This window comes from Streptomyces sp. 11x1 (assembly GCF_032598905.1).
Classification (GTDB): domain Bacteria; phylum Actinomycetota; class Actinomycetes; order Streptomycetales; family Streptomycetaceae; genus Streptomyces.
The window spans coordinates 6,851,893-6,873,743 of record NZ_CP122458.1 but is presented as its reverse complement, the minus strand read 5'-3'; the positions used below and the strand labels follow the sequence as shown (position 1 = coordinate 6,873,743).

At 71.5% G+C, this 21,851-nt stretch carries 17 protein-coding genes; 13 read left to right on the top strand and 4 right to left on the bottom strand.

Annotation, left to right across the window (positions count from 1 at the left end; translation table 11 throughout):
* The first annotated feature begins 98 nt into the window (after positions 1-98).
* The 12 genes from P8T65_RS30180 to P8T65_RS30125 all read left to right on the top strand — a co-directional run bounded on the left by P8T65_RS30180 (position 99) and on the right by P8T65_RS30125 (position 17,294).
* The gene (locus P8T65_RS30180; protein WP_316728326.1) at positions 99-1,436 is read left to right on the top strand and encodes an ABC transporter substrate-binding protein; all 1,338 of its coding nucleotides are present in this window, start codon (positions 99-101) and stop codon (positions 1,434-1,436) included.
* A gap of 40 nt (positions 1,437-1,476) precedes the next feature.
* On the top strand, positions 1,477-2,418 hold the full coding sequence (locus P8T65_RS30175; RefSeq protein WP_316731789.1) for a sugar ABC transporter permease: 942 nt from the start codon (positions 1,477-1,479) through the stop codon (positions 2,416-2,418).
* The gene (locus tag P8T65_RS30170) at positions 2,418-3,317 is read left to right on the top strand and encodes a carbohydrate ABC transporter permease (protein ID WP_316728325.1); all 900 of its coding nucleotides are present in this window, start codon (positions 2,418-2,420) and stop codon (positions 3,315-3,317) included. Before P8T65_RS30175 ends, P8T65_RS30170 begins: the two co-directional genes overlap by 1 nt.
* A gap of 7 nt (positions 3,318-3,324) precedes the next feature.
* Positions 3,325-4,590, top strand: a complete 1,266-nt coding sequence (locus tag P8T65_RS30165; protein WP_316728324.1) for a 6-phospho-beta-glucosidase — start codon at positions 3,325-3,327, stop codon at positions 4,588-4,590.
* Positions 4,591-4,676: 86 nt separating this feature from the next.
* Positions 4,677-5,633 (top strand): BadF/BadG/BcrA/BcrD ATPase family protein, encoded by a 957-nt coding sequence (locus P8T65_RS30160; protein WP_316731788.1) that lies wholly within the window; start codon positions 4,677-4,679, stop codon positions 5,631-5,633.
* A 275-nt stretch (positions 5,634-5,908) separates the two neighbouring features.
* A complete protein-coding gene (locus tag P8T65_RS30155; protein WP_316728323.1) occupies positions 5,909-7,390 on the top strand; it encodes a hypothetical protein in 1,482 nt (493 codons plus the stop codon).
* A 20-nt stretch (positions 7,391-7,410) separates the two neighbouring features.
* Positions 7,411-8,460, top strand: coding sequence for a glutamate ABC transporter substrate-binding protein (locus P8T65_RS30150; RefSeq protein WP_316728322.1), 1,050 nt, complete (start codon positions 7,411-7,413; stop codon positions 8,458-8,460).
* A 67-nt stretch (positions 8,461-8,527) separates the two neighbouring features.
* On the top strand, positions 8,528-9,853 hold the full coding sequence (locus P8T65_RS30145) for a hypothetical protein (RefSeq protein WP_184894005.1): 1,326 nt from the start codon (positions 8,528-8,530) through the stop codon (positions 9,851-9,853).
* On the top strand, positions 9,850-12,606 hold the full coding sequence (locus P8T65_RS30140; RefSeq protein ID WP_316728321.1) for a tetratricopeptide repeat protein: 2,757 nt from the start codon (positions 9,850-9,852) through the stop codon (positions 12,604-12,606). The genes P8T65_RS30145 and P8T65_RS30140 overlap by 4 nt, the downstream gene beginning before the upstream one ends.
* Entirely contained in the window at positions 12,607-13,926 is a 1,320-nt protein-coding gene (locus P8T65_RS30135) for a PP2C family serine/threonine-protein phosphatase (RefSeq protein ID WP_316728320.1), read from the top strand.
* A 142-nt stretch (positions 13,927-14,068) separates the two neighbouring features.
* Complete coding sequence (locus P8T65_RS30130) at positions 14,069-15,415, top strand: VWA domain-containing protein (protein WP_316728319.1); 1,347 nt, start codon at positions 14,069-14,071, stop codon at positions 15,413-15,415.
* A 145-nt stretch (positions 15,416-15,560) separates the two neighbouring features.
* Positions 15,561-17,294 (top strand): FHA domain-containing protein, encoded by a 1,734-nt coding sequence (locus P8T65_RS30125; RefSeq protein WP_316728318.1) that lies wholly within the window; start codon positions 15,561-15,563, stop codon positions 17,292-17,294.
* Between the two features lie 117 nt (positions 17,295-17,411).
* Here P8T65_RS30125 and P8T65_RS30120 read toward each other — a convergent pair whose 3' ends face one another.
* The gene (locus P8T65_RS30120; RefSeq protein ID WP_316728317.1) at positions 17,412-18,392 is read right to left on the bottom strand and encodes a methyltransferase domain-containing protein; all 981 of its coding nucleotides are present in this window, start codon (positions 18,390-18,392) and stop codon (positions 17,412-17,414) included.
* Between the two features lie 125 nt (positions 18,393-18,517).
* On the opposite strand from P8T65_RS30120, the gene P8T65_RS30115 reads away from it, so the two are divergent.
* Entirely contained in the window at positions 18,518-18,931 is a 414-nt protein-coding gene (locus tag P8T65_RS30115) for a globin (protein ID WP_316728316.1), read from the top strand.
* 6 nt (positions 18,932-18,937) lie between these two features.
* On the opposite strand, the gene P8T65_RS30110 is transcribed toward P8T65_RS30115, so the two are convergent.
* Genes P8T65_RS30110 through ettA form a run of 3 tightly spaced genes read right to left on the bottom strand, consistent with a single transcriptional unit; the run spans position 18,938 to position 21,708 of the window.
* On the bottom strand, positions 18,938-19,630 hold the full coding sequence (locus P8T65_RS30110) for a hypothetical protein (RefSeq protein ID WP_316728315.1): 693 nt from the start codon (positions 19,628-19,630) through the stop codon (positions 18,938-18,940).
* On the bottom strand, positions 19,627-20,037 hold the full coding sequence (locus P8T65_RS30105) for a thioesterase family protein (RefSeq protein WP_316728314.1): 411 nt from the start codon (positions 20,035-20,037) through the stop codon (positions 19,627-19,629). The genes P8T65_RS30110 and P8T65_RS30105 overlap by 4 nt, the downstream gene beginning before the upstream one ends.
* Before the next feature lie 6 nt (positions 20,038-20,043).
* Entirely contained in the window at positions 20,044-21,708 is a 1,665-nt protein-coding gene (gene ettA, locus P8T65_RS30100; RefSeq protein ID WP_184893987.1) for an energy-dependent translational throttle protein EttA, read from the bottom strand.
* Between the last annotated feature and the right edge of the window lie 143 nt (positions 21,709-21,851).

The window sequence follows — 21,851 nt, the reverse complement described above, 5'->3', positions numbered from 1 at the left end:
CCCGTCGTGGCTGGTCGCGCAGTTCCCCGCGCCCCTGGGGTTGCCCGGGCGCGCCCCATTCCTCGCAGATCCCCATTCCTCCCTCAGGAGACCCTGCCATGTCCGGAATATCCAAGAACGCGGCGGTCGCCCTCGCCGCCACCGCCTCCCTCGCCCTGCTCGCCACCGCCTGTACGGGGCAGTCCGGGGCCACCGCCTCCGACGACCCCAACGCCAAGACGACGATCACCTTCTGGCACGGGTGGAGCGCGCCCGGCGAGGTGAAGGCGATCCAGGCGAATGTGGACCAGTTCGAGAAGGAGCACCCGAACATCACGGTGAAGGTCGTCGGGAACATCAACGACGACAAGCTCAACCAGGCGCTGCGTGCGGGCGGTTCGAAGGGGCCGGACGTGGTGTCCTCGTTCACCACGTCCAACATCGGCAAGTTCTGCTCCTCCGGGGCCTTCGCCGATCTGAAGCCCTTCGTCGAGAAGTCGAAGCTCGACCTCGACAAGATCATCCCGAAGCCGATGCTCGACTACACGCAGTTCGAGGGCACCCGGTGCGCGCTGCCGCTGCTCGGGGACGCGTACGGGCTGTACTACAACAAGGACGCGTATCGGAAGGCCGGCATCGAGGCGCCGCCGAAGACGTGGTCCCAGTTCGCCGAGGTCGCGAAGAAGCTGACCAAGTCGAAGGGCGACAGCTACTCCCAGCTGGGCTTCATGCCGAACTACCACGGCTACGAGACGGTCGTGGACCACTACATGTCGCAGTGGGACCACGCCTACTTCGACGCGGACGGCAAGTCGAACATCGCCAAGGACCCGGCGTTCGCGGAGATGTTCACGTACCAGAAGAAGCTGGTGGACTCCCTCGGCGGCTTCGCGAAGCTGGAGAAGTACCGCAACACCTTCGGCGACGAGTGGGGGGCCAAGCACCCGTTCCAGACGGGTCAGGTGGCCATGCAGCTGGACGGCGAGTGGCGGCTCGGAATGGCGAAGGCCGCCGGGACCGACTTCGAGATCGGCACCGCGCCGATGCCCGTGGCCGACGACGAGGTGGACGAGTACGGCAAGGGCTTCCTCTCCGGCACGATCATCGGCATCGCCCCGCAGAGCAAGAAGCAGAACGCGGCCTGGGAGCTGGTGAAGTACCTGACGACCGACACCGAGGCCGTCGTGTCCTTCGCCAACGCCATCCACAACGTGCCGTCCACGTTCGCGGCCCTGAAGTCGCCCGACCTGAAGGTGGACGAGGGCTTCCAGACCTTCCTGGACATCGCGCAGAACGAGCACTCGAACACCCCGCCGGCCTCCGTCAACGGCTCCACGTACCAGACGACGCTGCAGGACTTCGGCTACCAGTACGAGTCCGGCAAGGTGACGGACCTGCGGAAGGGGCTGGAGAAGACCGCTCAGCAGATCGACACCGACATCGCGCAGGCGAAGTAGCGGCAGCGGTATCCGTCGGATGTCCACGCACTCTCTGCGCGTGCCCTCGCACACGCTCCGTTCGAAGCGCCGCCGGTCGGCGCTTCGGACGGTGGCCTTCCTGTCCCCCTGGCTGATCGGGTTCGGCGTCTTCTTCGCCTACCCGCTGGTGTCCACCGTGTACTTCTCGCTGATGAAGTACGACGGATTCGGCACCCCGGTCTTCCGCGGCCTCGGCAACTGGTCCTACGTCTTCGACGACTACCCGATGTTCTGGCCCGCGCTGCGCAACACCCTCTGGCTGGTGCTGGTCATGGTCACCTGCCGGGTGCTCTTCGGGCTCGGCGTCGGTCTGCTGATCACCAAGATCAAGACCGGGGCGGGGGTCTTCCGCACCCTCTTCTATCTGCCGTACCTCGCCCCGCCGGTCGCCGCGACCCTGGCCTTCGTCTTCCTCCTCAACCCCGGGACGGGCCCGGTCAACGCGATCCTGGGCGACCTGGGTCTGCCGACGCCCGGCTGGTTCACCGACCCCGCGTGGTCCAAGCCGGCGCTCACCGCGCTGGCGCTGTGGGGCGTGGGCGACCTGATGGTGATCTTCATGGCCGCGCTGCTCGACGTACCGAAGGAGCAGTACGAGGCCGCCGAGCTGGACGGGGCGTCGGCCTGGCAGCGGTTCCGGTACGTGACCCTGCCGAGCATCTCGCCGATCGTGATGTTCGCCGTGGTCACGGGCGTGATCCAGACCATGCAGTACTACACGCAGCCCCTGGTGGCCGGGAAGGTCGCCTCCGGCATCATCGGCGGCTCCGGGCAGCAGTTCGAGCCGGGCTACCCGGACAAGTCGACCCTGACCCTGCCCCAACTCGTCTACAACCTGGGCTTCCAGCGCTTCGACTACGGCTCCGCCTGTGTGGTCGCCCTCGTGCTGTTCGCCCTGTCGATGCTGTTCACGGCGCTGCTGATGCGGCGCCGGGGCGGACTGATCGGAGCGGGTGACTGATGACCCAGGTACTGGACGTGCGCGAGGAACCCCTCGCGACGGTGGCCGCACCGGACAGCGGGCGTACCGCCCGCCGCCGGGCCCTGCTGGAGTGGATCGCCGTCCACTCGCTGGGCGTCGCCGCCGCGCTCTTCTTCACCCTGCCCTTCGTCTTCGTCGTGCTGACCTCGCTGATGAGCGACCAGCAGGCGCTCACCCGCGATCTGCTCCCGGACACCTGGGAGTGGGGCAACTACCGCCAGGTCCTCGACACCCCCGGTTTCCTGACCTGGTGGCGCAACACCCTGGTCTACGCGGGGCTCGGCACGGTCCTCACCGTCGTGTCGTCCGTCCCCGTGGCGTACGCGCTCGCCAAGTTCCGCTTCCGCGGCCGTAATCTGGCGCTGATGCTGGTCATCTCGATGATGATGCTGCCGCCGCAGGTCGTGGTGATCCCGATGTACCTGTTCTGGGCCAAGCAGATGGACCTGTCCGGTTCGCTGTGGCCGCTGATCATCCCGATGGCGTTCGGGGACGCGTTCTCCATCTTCCTGCTGCGGCAGTTCCTGATGACCATCCCCAACGAGTACCTGGACGCGGCCCGGGTCGACGGCTGCGGCGAACTGCGCACCCTGCTGCGGGTCGTCCTGCCGATGGCGAAGCCCGGCATCGCGGCCGTCGCGCTCTTCCAGTTCTTCTACGCCTGGAACGACTACTTCGGACCGCAGATCTACGCCTCCGAGAACCCGGCCGCCTGGACGCTCAGTTACGGCCTGGAGTCCTTCAAGGGCGCGCACCACACCGACTGGAACCTGACCATGGCCGCGACCGTGCTGGTCATGGCCCCGGTGATCCTCGTGTTCTTCTTCGCCCAGAAGGCGTTCGTCGAAGGCGTCACCCTGACCGGAGTAAAGGGTTGATACGGCTATGAAGCTCACTGTGGTCGGCGGAGGCTCGACCTACACACCCGAACTCGTCGACGGGTTCGCCCGGCTCAGGGACACGCTGCCGATCGAGGAGCTGGTGCTCGTCGATCCGGCCGCCGACCGGCTGGAGCTGGTCGGCGGCCTGGCCCGGCGGATCTTCGCCCGGCAGGGACACTCCGGCCGGATCGTCACCACCGGTGACCTGGACCGGGGCGTCGAGGGCGCGGACGCCGTGCTCCTCCAGCTCCGCGTCGGCGGCCAGGCCGCCCGTGAGCGGGACGAGACCTGGCCGCTGGAGTGCGGCTGCGTCGGACAGGAGACCACCGGCGCGGGCGGCCTGGCCAAGGCGCTGCGCACGGTCCCGGTCGTCCTGGACATCGCCGAGCGGGTGCGCCGGACCAACCCGGACGCCTGGATCATCGACTTCACCAACCCGGTGGGGATCGTGACCCGCGCGCTGCTCCGGGCCGGTCACAAGGCGGTCGGTCTGTGCAACGTGGCGATCGGCCTGCAGCGGAAGTTCGCCGCGCATCTCGGCGTGGCCCCGGCCGAGGTCCACCTGGACCACGTGGGCCTCAACCACCTCACCTGGGAGACCGGGGTCCGCCTCGGCGGCCCCTCCGGCGAGGACGTCCTGCCGAAGCTGCTGGCCGACCACGGCGACACCATCGCCGCCGACCTGCGGCTGCCCCGCCCGGTCCTGGACCGGCTCGGCGTGGTCCCGTCCTACTACCTGCGCTACTACTACGCCCACGACGAGGTCGTACGCGAGCTGGGCACCAAGCCCTCCCGGGCTGCCGAAGTGGCCGCGATGGAGCGGGAGTTGCTGGAGATGTACGCCGACCCGGCGCTCGACGAGAAGCCCGCGCTGCTCGCCAGGCGGGGCGGGGCCTTCTACTCGGAGGCGGCCGTCGACCTCGCCGCGTCGCTGCTGGGCGACGGGGGCAGCCCGTATCAGGTGGTGAACACCCTCAACGGGGGCACGCTGCCGTTCCTGCCCGCCGACGCGGTGATCGAGGTGCAGGCGGCCGTGGGTCCGGACGGCGCGGCCCCGCTGCCGGTCCCGACCGTGGACCCGCTGTACGCGGGCCTGATGGCGAACGTGACCGCGTACGAGGACCTGGCCCTCGACGCGGCCCTGCGCGGCGGCCGGGACCGGGTGTTCCGGGCCCTGCTCTCCCATCCCCTGATCGGCCAGTACGAGTACGCCGAGGCCCTGACCGACCGGCTCCTCGCCCACAACCGGGAGCACCTCGCGTGGGCATGAGCGACGGCGTGCGCGAGGGGTCGACCGCGGGTGCCCAGGCCGATTCGGGCGCGGGCGTGCGCGGGCATGGCGCCGGGTCCGGCAGTGTGCTCGCCGTCGACGCGGGCAACAGCAAGACCGACGTCGCGGTGATCGCGCCCGACGGGGAGGTGCTGGGCGCGGCGCGCGGCGGGGGGTTCCAGCCGCCGACGGTCGGGGTGACCACGGCGGTCGACGGCCTGGCGGAGGTCGTACGGCGGGCGTTCGCCGAGGCCCGGGTCGCCTCGGTCGACCATGTCTCGGCCTGCCTCGCGAACGCCGACTTCCCCGTGGAGGAACAGGGCCTGGCGGCGGAGTTGCGCACGCGCGCGTGGGGCACGACCGTCGAGGTCCGCAACGACACCTTCGCGATCCTGCGGGCCGGTGTGGCCGAGCCCCGGGGCGTGGCGGTGGTGTGCGGTGCCGGCGTGAACTGCGTCGGCATGCGCACCGACGGCCGCACCGCCCGCTTCCCCGCGCTGGGGCGCGTCTCCGGTGACTGGGGCGGCGGTTGGGGCCTCGCCGAGGAGGCGATGTGGCACGCGGCCCGCGCCGAGGACGGCCGGGGCGGCCCCACGGCACTCGCCCGGACGCTGCCCGCGCACTTCGGCCTGGACTCCATGTACGCCCTGATCGAGGCCCTGCACCTGGGGCACATCCCGGCGGTCCGCCGGCACGAGCTGACCCCGGTCCTCTTCGCCACGGCGACCGGCGGCGACCCGGTGGCCCGCGCACTGGTGGACCGGATGGCCGAGGAGGTGGTGGCCATGGCGACGGTCGCCCTGACCCGCCTGGACCTCCTCGGCGAGGAGACTCCCGTCCTCCTCGGCGGCGGGGTCCTCGCCGCCCGGCATCCCCTCCTCGACGCCCGGATCCGCGAGGCGCTGGCCGCCGCCGCGCCCAAGGCCGTCCCCCGGGTGGTCACGGCCGCCCCGGTGCTGGGCGCGGCGCTGCTCGGCCTCGACCACGTGGGCGCGCCGCGCGACGCGCACGCGCGCGTGCGGGCGCACTACGAAAGAGGCTGACCCCGCCCCGCGCCACCCCCGGATCTCCCCCTCGAACGCGTTCGAACCCCCAGGGAACCGAACCCGAACCAACCGCGTATTCATGGGCAGGGGGTGGTGCGGGAAGCCTTGTGCTACGCCGGAATTCGACCCGCACGGTGCCTACGGACACGATCGGGGAACAAGATCGAGTCAGGGTCTGTGCGTCGTCAGTCCCGACGGCGATACTTGCGGCCGTGCACCTCTGTCCGCGCGAGCGGGCGGTAGCGATGGACGGATGACCAGGGGGAGGTCAGGTGACATTCACGCCGGAGGGCAGCGCGGCACCGACGGCACCACCCACGGGCCCGGGCCCCGCCGTGCCGTCGCAGGCCGCACCCGTACCGAGGTCCCCCGAGCCGGCCCCGGCCCCGGACGGCGGGCCGCCGCGCCGGACGGCGTTCGCCGAGGGCGTCGACCAACTGCGCGCGGCCGCGACGACCGAGCCCGGCCGGCTGCGCATCATCGGCGCCGTCCTCGCCCTCCTGGTCGTCGCGTTCGGCTCGGTCACCGCCTGGCAGATGAACGACCGCGCGGCCGCCGCCGACGACGTCCTCCACGGCAGCCAGCCGCTCAGCTCTGCGGCGGCGGAGATCTACAGCTCCCTGGCCGCCGCCAACACGGCGGCCTCCAGCGGGTTTCTCGCGGGTGGGCAGGAGACCCCCGAGTCGCGCAAGGTGTACGAGCGGGAGATGAGGGACGCCGCGAAGAAGCTGGCCTTCGCCGCGACCGCGTCTGAGTCCGGCTCCGACTCCGAGCAGCGCATCGCCAAGCTGAACGCCCTGCTGCCCGAGTACAAGGGCCTGGTCGAGCGGGCCCGCGCCAACAACCGGCTGGGCTACCCGCTGGGCGGCGCCTATCTGCGCTACGCGAACGACAAGATGCAGAACATGCTCGGCGAGGCACAGAGCATCTACGACAACGAGAACGAGCGGCTCCGCGACGACTACGCGGACGCCACGGCGTATCCGTGGGCCGCGCTCGGCCTCGGCGCCCTCGCCATCGGCGGCCTCGTCTGGGCCCAGCGGCGCAACTACCGGCGTACCAACCGGGTGTTGAACCACGGCCTGGTCGCAGCGACGGCCGCCTCCACCGTGGTCCTGTTGTGGCTGGCCGGGGGCCACACCCTCGCCCGTGCGGGGCTGAACGACTCCTACGAACACGGCGTACGGTCGCTGACCGTCCTCAACGACGCCCGCATCGCCTCCCTCACCGCCCGGGGCAACGAGAACCTGACGCTGATCAGCCGGGGTGCTCAGTCGATCAAGATCATGGTCGACGGCGAGGAGACGAGCGTGGACGAGTTCGACCACAACTTCAAGAAGGAAATGCGCAACCTCGAGGACCGGTTGGCCGCCGCCGAGCGGCTGGCCGACGACAGCGGCGGTGCGAAGCCCGTGCGGGCCGCGGGCCTCGCCATGGAGGAGTGGAAGGCGCGGCACGACAAGGCCCGCGACGCCGATGACAGGGGCGACTACCAGTGCGCTCGGGACCAGGTGATCGGCGGCAAGGCCACGGACGACTGCCCGGACGGTGACAGGCCGACAGGGCAGTGCTTCGACCAGGTCGACACGAATCTGGGCCTCGCGAGCGCTTACGAGTGGAACGAGTTCAAGACCGCTGCCCAGAGTGGCCGTGCCGCCATGCTCGGACTCCCGGTGGGCGCCGCCGTACTGGCCGTGCTGGGCGCGGCCGGCGCGGTGCTGGGGATCGGACGCAGGCTTTCGGAGTACCGGTGACGGCGGCGGGAGGAGGCACGGTGGAAGGGCTCGCGACACATGCGGTACGGCGCCTGCGGGCCGGCCTCAGGGGCTGGGGCGGCGTGGGCGCGATGGCGGTCCTCTGCGCCCTGACCCTGGTCTTCGCCCTGGTGCTGCCGGTGAAGAGCACACGCGGGGACGGCGGAACGGGCACCGGAGGTCAGGGCATGGCCCGGGGTACACAGGTGCGGGCCGACGACTGCAAGACCATGAAGGACCCGGAGAACAAGAGCCTGCGGCCCTCCTCCGACGCGTCCGACAAGGCGATCGAGCGCATCGAGAGGAACGACTACATCACGGTCGGCGTCGACCAGAACAGCTACCGCTGGGGCTACCGCGACCCGAACAGCACGAACGACGACGCCCAACTGGAGGGCTTCGACATCGACATCGCGCACCGCATCGCCGAGGAGATACTCGGCGACCGGGAGAAGGTGCGATTCAAGGCGATTCCCACCAGCCGACGCATCCCCGCGCTCCAGGAGAAGGAGGTCGACATGGTGGTCCGCACGATGACGATCAGCTGCGACCGCATGCAGCAAGTCGCCTTCTCTCAGCCGTACTTCGAGACCGGGCAGCAGATCCTGGCCCCCAAGTCGACGACGATCGAGGGCTACGGCAAGACGCTGGCGGACAAGAAGATCTGCACGGCGGACACTTCCACCGCCTGGTCCACCCTGAAGGCGGGGAAGGAGTCGGGCAAGCTGCCCGACTCCACCGACATCTCCCTGACCGTTCCCAACCAACTCGACTGCCTGGTAAGGCTCCAGCTCGGCCAGGTGGACGCCGTGGTCACCGACGGTGCCCTCGCCGCGAGCCAGGCGGCGCAGGATCCGACCGTGAAGCTGGTGGGCGAGCCGTTCACCACCGAGTACTACGGCGTGGCGATGCACCAGGAGGACACGGATCTGGTACGCCGGGTCAATCAGGTGCTGGTGGAGTACCTCAAGGGCGGCTGGCAGGACTCCTACGACAAGTGGTTGTCCGAGACCCTCGGGCCGGACTTGGCGCGGTCCAAGCCACCCGCCCCCCAGCAGTACCGAGACTGACGTGCCGGGACCGACGTACAAGGACCGCATTCAACTGACGGACACCGACAGCAGCGAGAGGTGATCGATGGGCGTCGCGGGATCCACCGGGCCGGTGATGGACCGGGACGAGGTGGACCGTGCGCTCGCGCGGCTCGGCGCGGAGCACGAGGCCATCGAGACCTCGCTGCTCGCCCTCCAGGACCACGCGGGCCGCAGGCTGCTCGAAGGCGCCGAGCTGACCGGCGTCACCAAGGAGCGCTGGACCGCCGCCGACGCGTCGATCACGCTGCTGTGGGCGTACTTCGACGCGTACACGGACGCGTTGCACAGCGCCCGGCAGATCCGTTCGCGGCGCCGCTGGTCCAGCCGTGAGGACCTGGTGGAGCTGACCGAACTGCTGCGCGGCGAGGCGGTCACGGTCGCCGGCTCCGCGACGGCGATGGCGAACGCGCCGACACTGCAGGGCACGAACCGGCTCAGCGAACAGTTCTCGCTGGTCACGCTCGTGGACCGGATGAACGACCTGTACGCGTCCTCGCTGGACATGGTCGTGGCCGCCGACGCGGTGTGGTCCGCGCTGCCCGCCAGAATCGATCTACTGGCCGCCGAGCTCCAGCGCACCCGTCAGCTCGCGCACTCCGTGGGCGTACGCCCCGGCGAGCATCCGGCCGGGGACGACCTGGAGCGGATCACCCGCACCCTGACCCGGCTCCGTGAGCAGGTCGTCTCGGACCCGCTGGCCTTCTGGGTGCCCGCGCCGGGCAGTTCGGCGCCCGGTGGCGGCCGCCCGGACACCTCCACGTACGACCGTGAGGCACGGGCCCTGGAGGACGTGCGGCGGGAGATCGAGGCCGTGCTGACGGTCCGGCAGGACGCGGAGGCCCGGTTGGTGAAGCTGCGGGACGTCCTCAGCCGTGCGGACCGCACGCTGGCCGAGGCGCGCAGCGCGCGCGGTGAGGTGCTGGCGAAGATCGCCGCGACGGAGGTGCCCGTGGTGAGCGGCCCGCCGACGGTGCTGCAGGAGCAGTTGGCGATGGCGGCCGAGTACCGCAGACACGCGCAGTGGCACCGGCTCTCCCCGCTCCTGGAGTCGTTGGAGCAGAAGGCGGACGACGAACTGCTGCGGGCCCGCGAGTCGTTGACGGCGGTCACCGCGCCGCTGGCGGTCCGCGCGGAGCTGCGCGGCCGCCTCGACGCCTACAAGGCGAAGGTCGCGCGGCACGGCTTCGCGGAGGACTCGCTGCTGGTGGAGCGATACGACGCGGCACGCCGCATGCTGTGGAGCGCCCCGTGCGACCTGCGGGTCGCCGAGATGGCGGTGCTGCGCTACCAGCAGGCGGCCACCGAACTGCTGGGCCAGTCGGTGCCGGTCCCACGTGCGCCGCAGGACCGGAGGGAGGAGCAGTCGTGAGTCAGACGCAGGAGAGCCCGGCGGGTGAGGAGACGCCGCGGCAGTCGTGCCAGCGGCCCGGTTGCTCGGGTGCGTACGAGGACGTGGGCGGCGGCGAGCTGTACTGCGACGAGTGCGGTCTCGCGCCGGTCGTCTCGGCGAGCGGCATGGTCAACTCCCCGCCCACCGGCATCACCGGGGGCGGGCGCGGCTCGCGCGGCTCCGGTTCCAGCAGTTCGCGCTCCTCGCGCACGTCCGGGCGCTCCTCGCAGTCCCGGCGCTCGGTCTCCGGGCGGCTCTCCCGTGCCCTGTCGGGGCGGTCGACGGGCCGTTCGGTGTCGGTGCGCAGCTCCGGCAAGACCTCCGGCACCTCGGGGCGGGCGCGGCTCGGCGTGGGTCTCGTCCAGGTCCCGGACGTGCCGCGTCCCGACCCGCGTTCGATGGTGCTGGAGACCGCCGAGGTGCCCGAGCGGAAGCGGTTCTGCTCGCGCTCCGACTGTGGGGCCCCGGTCGGCCGGTCGCGCGGTGACCGGCCCGGGCGCACGGAGGGCTTCTGCACCAAGTGCGGCCACCCGTACTCCTTCGTGCCGAAACTGCACGCGGGCGACATCGTGCGCGGCCAGTACGAGGTGGTCGGCTGTCTCGCGCACGGCGGTCTGGGCTGGATCTATCTGGCCATAGACCGGGCGGTGTCGGACCGCTGGGTCGTGCTGAAGGGCCTGCTGGACACGGGCGACCAGGACGCGATGGCCGCAGCGATCTCCGAGCGCCGCTTCCTCGCCGAGATCGAGCACTCCAACATCGTCCGCATCTACAACTTCGTCGAGCACCTCGACCAGCGCACCGGTTCGCTGGACGGGTACATCGTCATGGAGTACGTCGGCGGCAAGTCGCTGAAGGAGATCGCCAACGGCCGCCGCACGGCGGACGGGCGTCGCGACCCCCTCCCGGTGGAGCAGGCGTGCGCGTACGGCATCGAGGCCCTGGAGGCGCTCGGGCACCTGCACAGCCGGAACCTGCTGTACTGCGACTTCAAGGTCGACAACGCGATCCAGACCGAGGACCAGCTCAAGCTGATCGACATGGGCGCGGTGCGCCGGATGGACGACGACGAGTCGGCCATCTACGGCACTGTCGGCTACCAGGCTCCCGAGGTCGCCGACGTGGGCCCGTCGGTCGCCTCCGACCTGTACACGGTCGCCCGCACGCTGGCGGTCCTCACCTTCGACTTCCAGGGCTACACGAACGTGTTCGTGGACTCCCTGCCCGACCCCGACAACATCGAGGTCTTCCGTCAGTACGAGTCCTTCTACCGGCTGCTGGTACGTGCCACCGACCCCGACCCGGCCCGCCGGTTCGCCTCCGCGCAGGAGATGTCGGAGCAGCTGACGGGTGTGCTGCGGGAGGTCGTCTCCCTCCAGACGGGCCGGGCCCGGCCCGCCCTGTCGACGATCTTCGGGCCTGAGGTACGGGTCACGGACACGGAGTTGTTCGCGAAGCTCGACGGGGACGTGTCCCGGCTGGGGGTGCGGCGCGACAAGGTCACCGGGAAGAACGGCGGTTCGCCTTCCGGTTCCCTTGCCGGGAACGGCGGTTCGCCTTCCGGTACGCCCGCCCTGCTGACCGGCGGCGCGGCCGTCCCCGCCCGGCTCACCCGGCAGCTCGACACCGCCGCCGCGGCCCTCGCGCTGCCCGTGCCGCGCGTGGACCCGGGGGACCCGAACGCCGGGTTCCTGGCGGGACTGATGACCTCCGCCCCGACCGAGCTGATCACGGCGCTGCACGCGGCCCCCAGCGGCTCGCTGGAGCTGCGGCTGCGCGAGCTGCGGGCCCGGCTGGAGATGGCCGAGTTCACGATCGCCCTGGCCACCCTGGACGCCCTGGAGCGGGACCACCCCGACGACTGGCGGGTCGTCTGGTACCGGGGCGTGGCCGCGCTCGCCACCGGCGACCACGAGAACGCCGCGCTGTCCTTCGACGCGATCTACGACGCCTTCCCGGGCGAGCCGGCCCCCAAGCTGGCCCTCGGCCTGTGCGCCGAGGTGCTGGGGCAGTTGGACAACGCCGCCGAGTACTACCGCCTGGTGTGGACGACCGACCCCAGCTTCGTGAGCGCCGCGTTCGGGCTCGCCCGGGTGCGGCTGACCGCCGGGGACCGGCAGAACGCCGTGCGGACCCTGGAGTCCGTACCGGAGGCGTCCATCCACTACACCGCCGCCCGGGTCGCCGCCGTACGGGCCCGCCTCAGACACCGCGCCGAGGCGACGCTCGGAGCGGGGGCCGGGGCGGTCGGAACCTTGGCGGGCGGAACCGTGGCGGCGGGGACGGTGACGCCGGGGACCGTGACGGCCGGGACCACGCCTCCTGGGGCCGACCCGTCCGCAACCGCCCGGTCTGCGGCCGGAGCGTCCGGAGCCGTCCCGACCGGGGCCGTGCCGACCGGAGCCTCGCCCGAAACGGCCTTCCTGGACGACCTGACCGCGGCCGCCGGGCAGGTCGAGGCGCTCGGCGGGTACGGTCTGGACGCCGTGCGCCGCGAGCAGTTGTCCACAGAGGTCCTCGGCTGCGCCCTGGACTGGGTACTCTCCGGAGGCCAGGGCGCCCGCCCCCCGGCCGGCGAGCGGGTGCTGCTGGGCAGCACGCTGGACGAGCGCGGCCTCCGCTTCGGACTGGAGCGGTCGTACCGCACACTGGCCCGGCTCGCCCAAGGCGGCGAGGAGAGGATCGACCTGGTGGAACGTGCCAACCGTTACCGCCCCCGGACGTGGGTGTAGTTGATGTCGCAGATGCCCCAGCCGACCGCGCTGACGAAGTGCCCGATCTGCGAGTGGCCCCTCGCATCGGACGACCGCTTCTGCGGTGCGTGCGGCCATGACCTCTCGGCGGCCCCCGCACGGCCGCAGGACCAGCCGACCCTCACCATGAACGGGACGTCGGGCGCCGCGCCCGACGAGGTGGCGCCCGTGGACTGGCCCGTCGCCTCCGAACCCAGCACCGACACACCCCCGCCGGTGGTCCGCCCCACCGACATCCAGGGCACCGACTCCGGCGGTGGCGAACTGCCCGGACCGGGACGGGGCGTACGGTTCGACCGGCCCCGCGAGCCCGACGAGTACCCGCTGGCCGCGCCCCAGCCGCCGGACCCGCGCACCACCGACCTCGCCACCCCGCCGGCCGGCATGAAGGTGTGCGTGGCCTGCCGCGCGGGCCACGTCGACCGGGACGGCTACTGCGAGAACTGCGGCCACGCCCAGCCCCGCGAACGCGACCACATGGAACTGGAGTTGGGCGCGGTCGCCGCGGTCAGCGACCGGGGCCTGCGCCACCACCGCAACGAGGACGCGTTCGCGATCTCCTCGACCGCGCTGCCCGACGGCTCCCCCGCGGTCGTCGCGATCGTCTGCGACGGCGTGTCCTCCGCGACCCGCCCCGACGACGCCTCGCTCGCCGCGGCCCGCGCCGCCAACGAGACGGTCCTGGAGTCGCTGCCGCGCGGCACCCACCCGCAGCAGGCCATGCACGACGCGATCGTCGCCGCCGCGAGCGCCGTCAACGCGCTCGCGGAGGAGCCGGAGACAGCCCAGGAGCATGCCCCGCACCAGAACGCGCCGGCCTGCACCATCGTCGGCTCGATCGTCACCCCGAGTCTGCTCGTCGTCGGCTGGGTCGGCGACAGCCGCGCCTACTGGGTGCCGGTGGACCGCAGCGCGCCCCCGGCCCGGCTCACCGAGGACGACTCGTGGGCGGCGCAGATGGTGTCCGCGGGACTGATGAACGAGGCCGAGGCGTACGCCGACGAGCGCGCCCACGCGATCACCGGCTGGCTCGGCGCGGACGCGTACGAACTGGAGCCGCACACCGCTTCCTTCAAACCGGACCGGCCGGGTGTAGTGGTGGTGTGCACCGACGGGCTGTGGAACTACGCGGAGGCCGCCGAGGAGATGGCCCAGGCCGTGCCGCTGGACGCGGCCGCGCGGCCGTTGCGCTGTGCGCAGGTCCTGGTGGGCCGTGCTCTCGACGGAGGTGGCCACGACAACGTAACAGTGGCGATCCTGCCGTTCCCGGCCCCTCCTCAGGGGGCAGGATCGGCCTGAGGGTGCGCGCGGGCCGGATGTTCGCGGGCGCCCCGGTGGCCGGACGGGAAGGGCCGACGGACCGGAGGGGACCGGTCCGGGTATGGGCACGCACGATCATCACCCCACGTGCTGTGGGGCCGCTAGGGGGATCAGAGTAGGCATGGCCAATTTCTCGAAGTCGAACGTGCCGCAGTTCTCGGTCGAGGTGTACCAGAACGAGTACCTGCCCGAGGGCGGCCGCGAGGTGAACGCCATCGTGACGGTCAGCGCGACCGGCGGCGGCACCATCGGCAGCGCGGTCGCCGCGCCGCACCTGTACTCGCCCGGGCAGGGGCCCTCCGCCGCCGTGGCGCTCATGGTCGACTGCTCGGGGTCGATGGACTACCCGCCGACCAAGATGCGCAACGCCCGGGACGCCACGGCCGCCGCGATCGACACCCTGCGCGACGGCGTCCACTTCGCGGTGATCGACGGCACCCACGTGGCCCGGGAGGTCTACCCCGGCGGCGGCCGACTCGCGGTGGCCGACTCCGCCACCCGGGACCAGGCCAAGCAGGCTCTGCGCAGGCTCAGCGCGGGCGGCGGCACCGCCATCGGCACCTGGCTGAAGCTCGCCGACCGGCTGCTCGCCTCGGCGGACGTCGCCATCCGTCACGGCATCCTGCTCACCGACGGCCGCAACGAGCACGAGTCGCCCGAGGATCTGAAGGCCGCGTTGGACGCCTGTGCCGGACGGTTCACGTGTGACGCGCGTGGAGTGGGCACCGACTGGGAAGTGAAAGAGGTCACGGCCATCGCCTCCGCACTGCTCGGCACCGCCGACATCGTGGCCGACCCGGCCGCCCTGTCCGCGGACTTCACACAGCTGATGGAGGCGGCCATGGGCAAGGAGGTCGCCGACGTCGCTCTCCGGGTCTGGACCCCGGTCGGGACGAAGATCAAGTTTGTGAAGCAAGTGGCTCCCACGGTCGAGGAGTTGACCGATCGTCGCACCGAGGCGGGACCGCGTGCCGGGGACTACCCGACCGGCTCGTGGGGGGACGAGTCCCGCGACTACCACGTGTGCGTCGAGGTCCCGGCCGCCGACCTCGGCCAGGAGATGCTGGCCGCCCGGGTCTCCCTCGTCATTCCCCAGCCCGACGGAAGCGCGCAGAACCTCGGCGCCCAGGGTTTGGTGAAGGCCGTGTGGACCGACGACATGGTCGCGTCCACGTCGATCAACCCCCAGGTCGCGCACTACACGGGTCAGGCCGAACTGGCACAAGTCATCCAGCAAGGTCTGGATGCCCGTAAATCCGGCGATTTCGACGGAGCAACGGCCAAGCTGGGGCGGGCCGTTCAGCTCGCCAGCGCCTCGGGGAACGCGGATACTGCGAAACTGCTTGCGAAGGTGGTGGACGTGGTCGACGCGGCGACAGGTACTGTGCGACTGAAGGCGAAGGTCACAGAGGCCGACGAGATGACTCTCGAGACACGGTCGACAAAGACTGTTCGTGTAAAGAAGTAGCTGCAAGCAAACAGGAAACACCCGGAAACACCGCTGCCCAGAGCCTGGCTCCCCCACCGGGGATCCGGACGGAAGCGGCCACACCGGCCCGTCGCGGCCACAGGAACCGGCCGTGAGGCCGGAAAGGAGAGGGGGAAGCGCCGACATGCCGACCTGCCCGAACGGACACCAGTCGGGTTCCGACGACTGGTGCGAGGTCTGCGGTCACCGTATGGCCGGTGCCGTACCCCCGCCGCCTCCACCGCCGCCCCCGGGCGCCGGTTACGGTTACCCGCCGCCCGGCTCCCCTCCCCCGCCTCCCGGCGCGGGCGGCCCGGGGGGTCCCGGCGGCTCGGGGGGTCCCGGCGGCCCGGGACCTGGCGGTCCAGGGGGCCAAGGGGGTCCCGGTGGACGCCCGCACCTCGCCGCCGAGCCGGAACTCTGCCCGCAGTGCCGCACGCCCCGCGAGGGCGGCGCGCCCTTCTGCGAGGAGTGCCGGTGGAACTTCCTGACCAACACGGCGACGACGTACACGCCTGCCGCCCCGAGGCCCCCGGCTCCCGGGCCGGGTCCTGGTGCCGGCGGTCCCGGTCCCGGCGGTCCCGGCGCCGGTGGGAACCCGGCGCTCCGCTTCCAGCAGCCGCCTCCGCCCTCCTACGGCGGCGGTGACGGGTACGACTACCAGAGCTCCCGCCCCTCCCAGGTGAACCGTCCCGCCGAGCCGATCCCGCCGGGACCGCCGTTCGGCGGCGAGCCGTCGGGCCAGGGTGGGCACGGCGGGCCCGGCGGGCACGGCGGGCCCGGCGGGCACGCCGGTCAGGGTCCCGGTGGACCCGGACGACCGGGTGGTCCCGGTGGACCGTCGGGGCCGGGAGGCCCCTCCGGGTTCGGCGGCGGGCCTTCGGGCCAACCGGGTCCCGGCCAGGGCGGTCCGTCCGCGTTCGGCGGGGACCCGTCACGCCCCGGGGCCTCGGCCTTCGGTGGTGACCCCTCGCGGCCCGGCCCCTCGGGCTTCGGCGGCGATCCCTCCCGTCCCGGGCCCTCCGGCTTCGGCGGCGACCCCTCACGACCGGTTCCGCCGCCGCCCGGGCCCACGCCGGGTGGCCCCGGCGGACCTGGCGGACCTGGCGCTTCCGGTTTCCCCGGCGGCCCGGGTGGTCAGGGGCCCGGTGGCGGTCAGGGCCCCGGTGGCGGTCCCGGCGGCGGCGCGCCGCAGGCGTTCCAGCAGGCAGGAGCCACCGCTCCGCCCGCCTTCCCGCAGGAGACCCGGCGCCCTCAGCCCGGCGGCCCGGGTTCCGGTGGCGGCCCCTCGTTCGGCGGTGACGACGACTGGGTGATCTCCCCGCCGTCAACCGGCCCGGGCGGATCCGGCGGCCCCGGCGGTGCGGGTGGCCCCGGCGGTCCCGGTGGCGCAGGTGCCCGTCCGGGTGGCTACGGCTATCCGCAGCCCGGTGCCACCCAGGCCCCGCCCGGCCCCGCGTACCCGCAGGCGCCGACGACCTGGAGCGCGACCATCGGCCCCGACCGCGACTACTTCATGGCGATGATGCAGCGCTCGGGCCCGGAGGCCGCGGGCCTGAACCTGCCCGCGTACTCCCCGGAGCAGCGGCGCGCCCTCACCGGCAACCAGATCACCATCGGACGGCGCCGCCACTCCACCGGCGACACCCCCGACATCGATCTCTCGGTGCCGCCGGAGGACCCGGGCGTCTCCCACCAGCACGCGGTACTGGTGCAGCAGCCCGACGGCAGCTGGGCCGTCGTCGACCAGAACTCCACGAACGGCACCACGGTCAACGGTTCCGAGGACCCCATCCAGCCCTTCGTCCCGATCCCCCTCCAGGACGGGGACCGGGTCCACGTGGGCGCGTGGACGACGATCACGATCCGCCGGGGCTGACCCGCCCCACCGACAGTGCGACACCGCTCAGGGCCGACCGGACACTTCGGTCGGCCCTGAGCCGTCTGCGTCGACCCGGCGACGGCCACCGGCCGTCGCCGCCCCCCGGGATGCCGGTCAGGGCAGCGGCCAGGCGTACGGGCCCTCCGGGTCGTCCAGCCAGGCCCAGGCACGGTCTCCGCGCACCGTGATGCCGTACCGCTCGCGGGACGGCATCCCCTCGCGCTGCCACAGGGCGAGTGCCTCGTGCGGGTCGAGGCTGGCCGCCGTGAGGGCCAGCAGGAACCGGAAGAGCTCGTGGTCCCTGGCCCGGTGCGGCAGGCCGCCCAGATGCGGATGGACTGCTTCCGGTTCACTGCTGCCGCGCAGGGGCACGAAGTACGCGGAGGTGTGCAGGAAACGCCCCTCCGCGGTCTCGGCGTCCTCGACCCGAAGCCGCACCAGCCCCGTGGCCAGCGGCGACAGGATGCGCGCGCCGGGGGTGCACTGGGCGAGCCAGGCGCGCGGGATCGAGTGCAGCGTGCAGGTCGCGATGATCCGGTCGTACGGCGCCCGCTCGGGCACTCCGCGTGCGCCGTCCCCGGTGACGACGGTCGGGTGGTAACCGGCGGCGTCCAGGTGCCTGCGCGCCGCCTCGGTGATGTCGGCGTCCAGATCGACGGTCGTGACCCGGTCGTCCCCGAGCCGGTGCGCGAGCAGGGCGGCGTTGTAACCGGTGCCGGCGCCGATCTCCAGCACGCGGTCGCCGTCCTCCACCTCCAGCTCGGCCAGCATCTTCGCCATCAGCGACGGCTGGCTGCTGGAGGAGATCAGCTCCCCGTCCCGCACCCGCGTGGCGAGCGGCGTGTCCGCGTACGCGCCCCGCACCCAGCGCTCCCGCCGCCTGGGGTCGCGTTCCTCGCCCCACAGCCGCTCGAAGCCGCCCAGGGCACCCACGTAGTAGTACGGGACGAAGAGATGCCTGGGGACGCTCTCGAACGCCTTCCGCCACTGAGGGTCGGCGTCCCAGGCCCCGCTCGCCTCGATCTCCCGCACCAGCGCCGATCGGGCCTCGGCGGCGAGGCGTTCCAAGTCGTGGTCCACAGTGTGCGTGCCCATAACTCCACTGTGCGGCCGGACGCCCCCGGAGGCGAGCACCCCGGCGCTTCGGACCGGAATCAGCCGGTCCGCGCCCTTTCGGGATGGTCCTAAGCCTCAAGACCTCCGCCGCCGCGTCTGAGACCATGGGGAGCGTGAATGAGATTCGGCGCGGCACGCTGCAGGAGCAGACCTTCTACGAGCAGGTCGGTGGCGAGGAGACCTTCCGGCGCCTCGTGCGCCGTTTCTACGAGGGTGTCGCCGAGGACCCGATCCTGCGGCCCATGTACCCCGAGGAGGACCTGGGCCCCGCCGAGGAGCGCCTCACCCTGTTCCTGATCCAGTACTGGGGTGGCCCCACCACGTACAGCGAGAACCGGGGCCACCCCCGGCTCCGCATGCGCCACGCCCCCTTCACCGTCGACCGCGCCGCCCACGACGCCTGGCTGAAGCACATGCGCGACGCCGTCGACGACCTCGACCTCTCCGAGGAACACGAGCGCACCCTGTGGAACTACCTCACCTACGCGGCCGCCTCGATGGTGAACGCCCCGGGCTGAGCGGGTTCAGCGGACGCTGACGCCCAGCGTTCCCAGTCCCGCCCTGCGCACGGCGATCGACCCGTACGGTGTGCGCAGGCGGAGCCACGCGCCGGACGAGAACAGTCCCGGTGTCGCCATCCCGGTCGTGCCGGCCGCGCGCGGGGGGCGGAGGAAGCCGAGTGACTGTGCCGCGTGCACGGCCCGCACCGGCAGCGGCGTGTCCCCGACCGTCCGGGACCAGATCTCCCGCCCGATGGCGTCCAGCTCGGCCCTTGTACGGCGCTCGGGCGGCAACTCCTCGGTGCGGGACCGGAATTCACGTACCGCCGCGGAGACCATCGCCGCCAGCGCGTCCGGTGCGGGCAGGCCCGCCTCAGGCCGCCAGCCGCCGCGCGGGGGGAGCACCCCGGCCCACGGCGGTCCGGTCACCGCTGCCGGGACGACCGCCGTGGCGCCCGGCTCGTCGATGGACTCCAGGAGTTCACCGGCCGACACGGTCACGTCGAGGGTGACGTCGAGCCCGCTCTCGTAGGGCTTGGCGAGGCGCACGGCCCGGATCGCCAGGACCTCGAAGGACGGTGGCCGACCGAAGACGGCCAGGGCGGTGCCGGCGGCCTGGAGGCGCACCGCGGCTCCACGGTCGTAGTGGAGCAGCCGGGAGAGGAAGGCCGCGAGATCCGCCGCCTCCCCCTCGTCGGCGAGGTGGAGCACCGTCATGCGGCGACGGCCTCCTCCTCGTCATCCCTGTACCCCTCCAGGAACTCGCGTTCCTCGGAGGTGATCCGGCGGGGCCGCTGCGTCGCGAAGTCGAACGGCACGATCACCGTGGAGGCCCGGACGTAGACCTGGTCCGGGTCCTTGACCTCGTAGGTGATCGTGAACGACGCCGCTCTTATCTCCGTGACCCACAGCTCGATGTCCACGGGCTGGTGCCGGTGGACCAACTGCCGCTTGTAGTCGATCTCATGGCGTGCCACCACGGACCCCTGCTTGAAGTCCCTCTCCGGACGGAACAGGAAGTCGATACGGGCTTCCTCCAGGTAGCGGAGGAAGACCACGTTGTTGACGTGGCCGTACGCGTCCATGTCCGCCCAGCGCAGTGGGCAGCGGTAGATGTGCCGCAAGATCGATCAGCCCCGGGTCAGCTTCTTGTAGGTGGCGCGGTGCGGACGGGCGGCGTCCGGACCGAGACGCTCGATCTTGTTCTTCTCGTACGACTCGAAGTTGCCCTCGAACCAGAACCACTTGGACTCGCCCTCGTAGGCGAGGATGTGCGTGGCCACCCGGTCCAGGAACCAGCGGTCGTGGGAGACGACCACGGCACAGCCGGGGAACTCCAGGAGCGCGTTCTCCAGCGACGACAGGGTCTCGACGTCGAGGTCGTTGGTCGGCTCGTCGAGGAGCAGCAGGTTGCCGCCGAGCTTGAGGGTGAGCGCCAGGTTGAGGCGGTTGCGCTCACCGCCGGAGAGCACCCCGGCCGGCTTCTGCTGGTCCGGGCCCTTGAAGCCGAACGCGGAGACGTAGGCGCGGGAGGGCATCTCGACCTGGCCGACGTTGATGTAGTCCAGTTCGTCGGAGACGACGGCCCACAGCGTCTTCTTGGGGTCGATGTTCTCGCGGCTCTGGTCGACGTAGGAGATCTTGACGGTCTCGCCGACCTTGATCGAACCGGAGTCGGGCGTCTCCAGACCCTGGATCATCTTGAACAGGGTCGTCTTGCCGGCGCCGTTAGGGCCGATGATGCCCACGATGCCGTTGCGCGGCAGCGTGAAGGAGAGGTCGTCGATGAGGACCTTCTCGCCGAAGGCCTTGCTGAGGTTGTTGACCTCGACGACCACGCTGCCCAGGCGGGGGCCCGGCGGGATCTGGATCTCCTCGAAGTCCAGCTTCCGCATCTTGTCGGCCTCTGCCGCCATCTCCTCGTAGCGGGCCAGACGCGCCTTGGACTTGGCCTGACGGCCCTTGGCGTTGGAGCGGACCCACTCCAGCTCTTCCTTGAGCCGCTTGGCGCGCTTGGCGTCCTTCTGGCCCTCGACCTTGAGACGGGTCTGCTTGGTCTCCAGGTACGTGGAGTAGTTGCCCTCGTAGCCGATCGCGCGGCCGCGGTCGAGCTCCAGGATCCAGCCCGCGACGTTGTCGAGGAAGTACCGGTCGTGGGTGACGGCGACGACGGTGCCGGGGTACTTCGCGAGGTGCTGCTCCAGCCACTGCACGGACTCGGCGTCCAGGTGGTTGGTGGGCTCGTCGAGCAGCAGCAGGTCGGGGGCCTCCAGCAGCAGCTTGCACAGGGCGACGCGGCGGCGCTCACCACCGGACAGGTTGGTGACGGGCCAGTCGCCGGGCGGGCAGCCCAGGGCGTCCATGGCCTGCTCCAGCTGGGTGTCCAGGTCCCAGGCGTTCGCGTGGTCCAGGTCCTCCTGGAGCTTGCCCATCTCGTCGAGGAGCGCGTCCGAGTAGTCGGTCGCCATGAGCTCCGCGACCTCGTTGAAGCGCTTGAGCTTGCCCATGATCTCGGCGGCGCCGTCCTGCACGTTCTGCAGGACCGTCTTGGACTCGTCGAGCGGGGGCTCCTGCAGGAGCATGCCGACGGTGTAGCCGGGCGACAGGAACGCGTCACCGTTGGACGGCTGCTCCAGGCCCGCCATGATCTTGAGAACGGTGGACTTACCGGCACCGTTCGGGCCGACCACACCGATCTTCGCGCCGGGCAGGAAGCTCAGCGTGACGTCGTCAAGGATCACCTTGTCGCCGTGCGCCTTGCGTGTCTTGCGCATCGTGTAGATGTACTCAGCCAAGAGAAACCGTCCGGCAACTTGAGATCTGGCAGTGGGCAGTACCACCCATCTTGCCGCACGGCCAGCCCTCGACGGAAACCGGATGGTGAGCCCCCCTCATGAGCGACGCGGCCCCGGCGCCTGGGAGGCGTACCGGGGCCGCG